Annotated in this window: 6 protein-coding genes; 5 read left to right on the top strand and 1 reads right to left on the bottom strand. The window is 61.1% G+C overall.

Annotated features, from left to right (window positions below; genetic code table 11):
- The first annotated feature begins 225 nt into the window (after nucleotides 1–225).
- The 5 genes from AC1D0Z_RS14310 (at nucleotide 226) to AC1D0Z_RS14290 (ending at nucleotide 4,840) form a co-directional block, all read left to right on the top strand.
- Nucleotides 226–732, top strand: a complete 507-nt coding sequence (locus AC1D0Z_RS14310) for a hypothetical protein (protein WP_477658893.1) — start codon at nucleotides 226–228, stop codon at nucleotides 730–732.
- Nucleotides 733–748: 16 nt separating this feature from the next.
- Nucleotides 749–2,374 (top strand): GMC family oxidoreductase, encoded by a 1,626-nt coding sequence (locus AC1D0Z_RS14305; protein ID WP_477658892.1) that lies wholly within the window; start codon nucleotides 749–751, stop codon nucleotides 2,372–2,374.
- A gap of 35 nt (nucleotides 2,375–2,409) precedes the next feature.
- Nucleotides 2,410–3,318, top strand: a complete 909-nt coding sequence (locus AC1D0Z_RS14300) for an esterase/lipase family protein (RefSeq protein WP_477658891.1) — start codon at nucleotides 2,410–2,412, stop codon at nucleotides 3,316–3,318.
- Between the two features lie 163 nt (nucleotides 3,319–3,481).
- Entirely contained in the window at nucleotides 3,482–4,135 is a 654-nt protein-coding gene (locus tag AC1D0Z_RS14295; RefSeq protein WP_477658890.1) for a helix-turn-helix transcriptional regulator, read from the top strand.
- Between the two features lie 45 nt (nucleotides 4,136–4,180).
- Nucleotides 4,181–4,840: a Crp/Fnr family transcriptional regulator gene (locus AC1D0Z_RS14290; protein WP_477658889.1), complete on the top strand. Its 660-nt coding sequence runs from the start codon at nucleotides 4,181–4,183 to the stop codon at nucleotides 4,838–4,840.
- A 23-nt stretch (nucleotides 4,841–4,863) separates the two neighbouring features.
- Here the strand turns inward: AC1D0Z_RS14290 and AC1D0Z_RS14285 are convergent.
- Nucleotides 4,864–6,480, bottom strand: a 1,617-nt coding sequence (locus AC1D0Z_RS14285) for a S8/S53 family peptidase (RefSeq protein ID WP_477658888.1), incomplete at its 5' end; no start/stop codon positions are given.

Here is a 6,480-nt window from a genome sequence, read left to right as displayed (position 1 = left end):
CTGTGCAACAGGTCGGAGTAAGTCGCCTGAAAGCGGCGCGCCTGAAACCGCTTGACTTCGGCGCCGGCCCTGGCGAGCGGCGGGTCAGCCCTGTGCTGCTGCCGAAGCCTGGCCACGGTTTCCAGCGCGTCATGTATTTGTTGTGCAGAGGCGTCCATACAAACCCGGAGTTTATCTAGGTACGGCCCCCTATAGAAACCTAAATGCACATGAGAAACTTCCCGGATGCAAAGACGAACGCTTCTCAAGCTCGGTGCCGCGTCGGCAGCCGTGCTGGTTGTCGCCGGCGGGGCGGCCGCCTTGCTGCAGCCTGGCGTGGCGGGCGGCATACTGACGCACCCGGGGCGCGAGGTCTTCTCCGCAGTGGGCCGTGCCGTCCTGGACAAGACTCTACCGGCGCAAGCCGGTCCGCGCGAGATTGCGCTGCAGGGCATGCTGAGCCGGGTCGATATCCTGGTGCAATCTCTTCCGCCTCACGCACAAGGCGAATTGTCCCAGCTGTTGGCCTTGCTGGCCAGTACGGCCGGGCGGCATGCGCTGGCCCGTTTGGGTCAGCCGTGGCCGGAGGCCTCTGTGGCGGAGATCCAGCAAGCGCTTCAGGATATGCGCTTGTCTTCCCTCGCACTGCGCCAGCAGGCCTATGCCGCCTTGCACGACATCACAGCGGGTGCCTATTTTTCTGAACCGTCCAGCTGGGCGATGTTGGGCTATCCCGGCCCCGTCAAAATTTGAAGACACCGAAGGCAGCATGAGTCAACTGAAAGACCCGATCCGCGAAGGTATCGCGCGCGGCTGGAAAGTCACGGGTGGCGCATTCGGCCTGGTGCCTGAAAAAATCACTTGTGACGTTGCCATCATCGGCAGCGGCGCCGGCGCTGGAATCACCGCCGAACTGCTGGCCAAGGCTGGTTTGCAGGTGGTCATCATTGAAGAAGGCCCGCTTAAAAGCAGTTCTGATTTCAACCAGAAGGAATCAGAGGCTTATCCTTCGCTCTACCAGGAAAGCGCCGCCCGTAAAACGGAGGACAAGGCCATCAATATCCTGCAGGGGCGTTGCGTCGGTGGCTCGACCACAGTGAACTGGACCAGCTCGTTCCGCACGCCCGCCTCCACGCTGCAGTTCTGGCAACAGCGGTTTGGTCTGGGCGGCTACACCGTGGAAGCGCTCGCACCCTACTTCGCACAGGCGGAACAGCGGTTGAACATCACGCCCTGGCTGGTCCCGCCGAATGAAAACAATGACCTGCTGCGCAGGGGCGCGGCCAAACTGGGCATTCCCGCCTCGGCCATTTCGCGCAACGTTAAAGGTTGCTGGAACCTGGGCTCTTGCGGCCTGGGTTGCCCCACCAATGCCAAGCAATCCATGCTGGTCACCACCATTCCCGCGGCGCTGGACCGCGGGGCACAACTGCTGACTGAGACCCGCGCGGAAAGCCTTGAACTGGCCAACGGCAGGGTCACGGCGCTGGTATGCCGTCGTGTAGAGCCAAATGGGGCTGCAGCCCAATCTGGACGTGCGCAAGCAGCTATCAAAATAAGAGCAAAACACTACGTGCTGGCGGGCGGCGCCATCAACTCGCCGGCCGTCCTGCTGCGCTCTGGTGCCCCTGACCCGCACGGGGTGCTGGGTGCCCGGACATTTCTGCATCCGGTCGTGATGTCGTCCAGTGTGTTTGAGCAAAAGGTTGAAGCCTGGAGCGGTGCGCCGCAAACCATCTACTCTGACCACTTTCTGGAAACGCAGGCGATTGACGGGCCGATCGGCTACAAGCTGGAGGCTCCGCCCCTGCACCCGATCATTTTCGCGTCGACCGTACCGGGGTTTGGCCAGGGCCAGCATGACCTGCTCAGGTCTTTTCCCTACAACCACACGTTGCTTGCGTTGCTCCGCGACGGGTTTCATGATGAATCGCCGGGCGGGCAGGTAAAGCTGCGCGGTGACGGCTCCGCGGTGCTGGACTATCCGCTGACGGACTATGTCATGGAAGGCGGGCGCAGGGCTTTGCTGTCCATGATGGAAATCCAGTTTGCGGCGGGTGCCAAACAGGTTTTGCCGCTGCATGAAATGGCCAAACCCTATACGTCCTGGGCCGAGGCGCAAGCTGCGGTCACGGCATTGCCGATGAAGCCGATGCTTACGCGGGTGGTGAGCGCCCACGTCATGGGGGGCTGCAGCCTTGCAGGCGCTGAGCGCCAGGGCGTTACCCGGCCGGATGGCGTGCATTGGCAGCTTGAGAACCTTTCGATCCACGACGGGTCCCTTTTCCCCACCAGCATCGGCGCCAACCCGCAGCTGTCCATCTACGGTGCCGTCAATCGCCTGGCGCAAGGCCTCGCCAAAAAGCTGTCGGGCAGGGATGTCACACTGGCCTGAGATACTGCGGGTTTGACGCGCACGCCGATTCATCCATGCTGGCCCAACTGCAACGATTCATCACCCTGGCCCTGATCGCCGCGGCCTTCGGCTGGCTGTTCTGGTTCCGCGGCAGTTCACCCGCATTGGCCATCACCGGCTTCCTGCTGATTGCCTTGGGCTACACGGGGTTTCTGGCGCTCGAGTTCCTGCTTCTTCGCTACGTCAACAAGCCTGACCCGGCGCCTCAACCCACCTGGAAAGAGCTTCTGCGCGCTTGGATGGGCGAGACATTGACCGCTCCCCGCGTGTTTTGCTGGCGCCAGCCCTTTCGTTCCGAAGCAGTTCCGGACCGACTCATACCTGCGGAAACAGCCCAAGGCCGCCGCGGCGTAGTGTTTGTGCATGGGTTTTTCTGCAATCGTGGCCTGTGGACACCCTGGCTCAAACGCGTTCAAGGCAGTGGGCGTTCCTTTGTGGCTGTCAACCTTGAGCCCCTGTTCGGCTCCATTGACGACTATGTTCCTCAAATTGACGACGCAGTTGTGCGAATCACCCAGGCCACCGGCCTTCCGCCCTTGCTGGTATGCCACAGCATGGGCGGGCTGGCCGCCAGGGCCTGGCTCAAGCGCATGAAAGCCGAAGCCCGGGTGCACCACGTTGTGACCATCGGCACACCGCATCGCGGAACCTGGTTGGCCCGCTTCGGGCACGGCCACAACGGGCGCCAGATGCGGCTGCTGTCAGACTGGCAGGCCCAGCTGGATCATGAGATGCCGGCAAACCGGCACACGCTGTTTACCTGCTGGTACTCCAACTGCGACAACATTGTGTTTCCCACCTCCACAGCCACACTGCCTGGCGCGGACAATCGCCTTGTTCGGGGCGCCGCCCACGTGCAGATGGCTTTTTTGCCGGCCGTGATGGACGCCACGTTAGCCATGCTGGACGGTGACCAGGCCTGACCTGAGCCGGTTGTTGCCGCGTTCAGCTTGTGCTGCCCTGGCGCTCATATGATCGATGTGAATTTCTCACAAGAATGACTCGGCATATTCACTATCTACATTGATCTGGGCTTTTTATGCTCATCTATTTGTAGGATGGAGCACGCCCTTGACACTCTATGCAATGCCCAGCACCAGTCTGCTTGAGACTGGCCGACCCCTGTCCTTGCGGGAACCCGACCCTGATTCCACACCTGCGCTGCTGGCCTTGCTGGTAGATGAGCTGGCACACGGCGTGTTCGTCGTGAGCGCCCAGGGACGAATCCTGCACGCAAATCAAATCGCGCGACGGGAGCTTGAGCGAGCTGTTGTCCTCGGGGTGGACAGAGGTGAGCTCAAGGTCTTGATGCCGGCGGATGCCAAGTCCTTTCAGAACGCCTTGGGCAAGGCGGTTGCAGGAAAACGCAGTCTGATCAGGCTGGCTGCCGACGGCGTGGACTTTACCCTGGCCGTGGTGCCGCTGCATCGGCAGGCGGGCACGCCTTGTGAGCGTGTGGCCCTCTTTTTATCGCGCGTGGGTGTCAGCGAATCGGGGGTTTTCAGCTCTTTCGCCCGGAGCCACGGGCTTACACATACGGAGGAGCAGGTACTGGTTTTCCTGTGCCGCTGCCTGAGCACCCCGGAGATCGCCCTCCAGATGAAGGTTGCGGTTTCCACGGTGCGCAGTCATGTGCGCAGCCTTTGTGCCAAAACTGCCTCCAGTGGGGTCCGCGAGCTGGTCAATCGCGTGGCGATCTTGCCGCCCATAGCGCCCCTGCCGCTCGGACAAATCCACTGATAGACGCCCCCCACGTCCCGGCGACGTGCTAGATTACGGGTGATCATGAGTTCACCAACATCTTCCAATGACGGGCTGTACGCCCATTTGATTCCTGAGTTGCGCACGCTCGCCTTGCGAGGGGTCGTACGAACTTATCCCAAAAAAGCCGTGGTGATCAATGAAGGGGAAATCGGCGACAACCTGTTTGTCCTGCTCAAGGGCAGTGTCAAGGTGTTCGCCATGGACGAAAGCGGACGGGAAATTACCTACGGCAGGATCCATTCAGGGGACTATTTTGGTGAAATGTCGCTCGATGGCGGTCCCCGCTCAGCATCGGTGATTACGCTCGAACCCTGCACCTGCGCCGTACTCAGCCGAACCGATGTGAGCGAACACTTGGGTGACGAGCCAGGGTTCGCCATCAATCTCGTGGTTCAGGTGATACGCCGCGCGCGTGCTGCCACGGAGGCGGCGCGCAATATGGCTTTGCTCGATGTATATGGGCGTCTGATTTCAGTGCTGGAAGAGCCCAACGACGTCAGCACCAGTGACTCTGCCACCGGGGTGACGCTTGAATCCATTACCCACCAGGAAATCGCCAGCCGGGTGGGCGCGTCCCGCGAAATGGTCAGCCGCCTCCTCAAGGACCTGGAAAAGGGTGGCTACATCGAAATGGGCACCAAGCGCATCACGCTACTCAAGAAACTGCCCAACCGCTGGTAGCGGCTGCGACAGTTTCCTGGCGCCTAGAGCGCGTTGAAGATCCGCCGGGTTTCCTGGGGCGCCGCGTCGCTGGTGCCTATGGTGCGCACCACTGCGCCGCTGCGGGTGCCGGCACCACGAACACCGTGCAACGCCGTGCTCTCGTCGGTAAACGCCACGGTATCCGGCACCTTCACAACCCCGGGGCGTTGTGGACGGCTTGCATCTGGATCGGGCTTGCGCGGTGAATAGTGCGCCCAGCTTGAATCCGTTACACGCAGTCCTCCGACCGAGATGGTGTGTTTTCCCGTGGACAAACTGTTGAAGATGCCGCTTCGGCGAATCGGCGTGGGGTTGCCTGCGTGATCTACAAACGAGCCCGGGTTGCCGCTGGTGTCATAGTCCTTGTCCTCAAAATAAGACTGCCGCGCACCCGTGTGCTGGCCAATGGCAACGTCATCACGCTCAATGTAGGCATCGAATGTGACATTTCCTGCATGGGTGTTGGTGATCTTCACTTCCCAAATCCCATTGGGGGCGGTCGTGGTTGATGCTTCGAAGCTGAAGTTGGGCGCAATGGCAACCAGCGCGCAGGTGCCGTGTACACCTGTTGCGACCGATTGCGGATAAATCAGCGCGCAGACCGGGTGCGCACCACCGTTGGTCCACATGCCTGATTTGCCCCAAGCCAGCGGCGGCAAGGCTGGGCGGCCCGGCGGCGTGATCTGCACGGTGACGCCATGCGCGCCTGGCGGCAGCCAAAGTTCCAGGAAACTCTGGGTCGAATCATCCGGTTGCGCCTGCCAGTTCAGCGTGACATGCTCCCCTTTTGATAGCGTTGCATTGGCGTGGGTCCTGCTTTGATAGCTGTTACCCGCCGGCACGATGATCTGCAGCTTGCCTTTTTTGAGTTCGATCAGCTGGTCCATCGCGGCCTCCAGCGCCGAGCTGCCGTCATGAGGGCCTGCCAGGGTACCCCAACTCAGATTAACCGCGATCTTGGTGGCGGGTGCGCAACGCGAAAGTATGTACATCAGGCCGTCCATGACGCTGACATTCATAGAGCCGCCCGACGTATCAGTCACGTTTGACCAGTCGAGCTGGACCGTCACGTTGTCGTGCCGGCTTGCATCATCATTGGCCAAGGCCCAGCTGGGTGGGGCGTCTGGATGCGGAGGTGCGCCTGAAAATTGCGCCAGCAGGGTGCGTGGGCCAGAGGCGAGGTCCATGACATGGGTACCATGGTTCACGGCTTTCTGCAGATCATGCAACTTGAAGTGTGCGTACACGGCGCCTTCGTCGACCATGCCGTTGTACGTGCGGTGCTTCATCGCCTGGTTGATGTCGGCCGCTGTCAGTTCGTGCCCATAACCCATGGATGCGGGGGCGTCTCCTACCCCGTCGTGGTCTTGCCGCCAGAAATAGGCCGTGCGTGACTTGCCATTGCGCAGGAAATTGGCGTTGGCAAAGGCAAGGCCACCATCTATCAGGCCGATGACCTTACCTGTGAGCAAGGCCGGCGTCCCACTTTGGCTAGTGGCCGGCGGAACAGGATCCTCGACATGACTACCCGTGGGCAAACCGAGTTCAAACCGTTTGACCAACAGGTGAAGGTTGCCGCCCGGGCGAATATGCCTGAAGAACGGGGGCCTGATGTGCGC

The sequence above is a fragment of the Polaromonas sp. P1_E3 genome, from assembly GCF_056405935.1.
This window is presented reverse-complemented; position numbering and strand designations above follow the sequence as displayed.

Bases quoted from the DNA above. Each gene is read 5' to 3' on its own strand.
- AC1D0Z_RS14310 (WP_477658893.1), top strand. From the start codon at position 226: ATGCAAAGACGAACGCTTCTCAAGCTCGGTGCCGCGTCGGCAGCCGTG.
- AC1D0Z_RS14305 (WP_477658892.1), top strand. From the start codon at position 749: ATGAGTCAACTGAAAGACCCGATCCGCGAAGGTATCGCGCGCGGCTGG.
- AC1D0Z_RS14300 (WP_477658891.1), top strand. From the start codon at position 2,410: ATGCTGGCCCAACTGCAACGATTCATCACCCTGGCCCTGATCGCCGCG.
- AC1D0Z_RS14295 (WP_477658890.1), top strand. From the start codon at position 3,482: ATGCCCAGCACCAGTCTGCTTGAGACTGGCCGACCCCTGTCCTTGCGG.
- AC1D0Z_RS14290 (WP_477658889.1), top strand. From the start codon at position 4,181: ATGAGTTCACCAACATCTTCCAATGACGGGCTGTACGCCCATTTGATT.